This window comes from Enterobacter sp. 200527-13, from assembly GCF_027924865.1.
Taxonomy (GTDB): domain Bacteria; phylum Pseudomonadota; class Gammaproteobacteria; order Enterobacterales; family Enterobacteriaceae; genus Enterobacter; species Enterobacter ludwigii.
On the sequence record NZ_BSCM01000023.1, the window covers coordinates 1 to 1,102 of the forward strand.

The 1,102-nt window shown below is 62.4% G+C and carries 1 protein-coding gene; it reads right to left on the minus strand.

Going from position 1 to position 1,102, the window contains the following annotated elements; translation table 11 throughout:
- A partial coding sequence (locus QMG44_RS24175) for a type VI secretion system Vgr family protein (protein WP_281853332.1) occupies window positions 1-1,100 on the minus strand: 1,100 nt, incomplete at its 3' end.
- Window positions 1,101-1,102 lie beyond the last annotated feature (2 nt).

Consider the following 1,102-nt stretch of genomic DNA (forward strand, 5'->3'; position numbering starts at 1 on the left):
GTCTGCGGGCCGTAGGTGCGCGGCCACGCCGTGCTCTGCGCCGGACGGTATGACACCGCCGCCGGGATGACCGCGAAATCAGTGCGATGAAGGGTTTCCCCCTCGCCGCTCGCGTAGCGGTTCTCCTCGAAATGGTAACCCGCCGCCGTGACCAGATAGTCACCGTTATCACTGAAGAACGGGGCGTTAGTCAGGGTGAAGGTGTGTCCCGGTGCAATACCCGCGGCCGTGGCCGTCGCCTGAATCTGCTGGTGCTCCACCTGCCAGCGCTCCTGACGGATACGGGCGTAGAACTCCGCATGCCCGGTCTCAACAAACCGTCCCGGCCAGTCGTACACGTCGATACTGCCCGGTTTCGGTGACGCCGGGTTCTGCTGCGCCTGGAACAGCCACGCGTTCGGCTTGCGGAAGTCGTAGTCATCGAGGCTGTAAATCCCCGGGGTGACGCTGTCCTCCAGCGCCCACTGGCTGATACCCTCTTCGTCCGTACTGCCGCCTGACGGCGTCTGGTGGTAAGGAATGACCTCATAGCCACTGAACGGCTGATGCTGCGTCGCGGCGTCGGTGAGCACCAGCGTGTGCTTGTCCGCCTCGTGGCTGAAGTGATACGCAATCCCCTCCAGCTCCATCAGACGGCTGATAAAGTCCAGGCTCGACTCCTGATACTGCACGCAGTAGTCCCACACCCGGTAGCTGCCGGTGAGCTTATCCTCCACGTTGACCTGATGTTCAGCCAGCAGGGTTTTCACAATCTGCGGCACCGTCTGACCCTGGAAGATACGCAGGTTACGGTCGCGCTTCATCGGCCACAGGTCCGGCTCCACCGTCAGCTGGTACACCGCATAGCGGGTGCCCGTCAGCTCGACGGCACTCACCGCCACGCGGGTGATTTTTCCATTGATATAGCGGGGCGTCAGCAGGCTCTGCGTCGGGATGGTCACCGTGACCGGCTGACCCAGCAGTTTGCTGCGGTCAATGCGCGCATCCGTGCCAAGCAGGGTCAGCGTCAGGGCGAACGACTCGGACATCGCCTCGCGACCTGTGAGTTTCCAGAACAGAAGCCCCTCCACCGGGAGCTGAACGGTAATTCGGTTGAGCATAA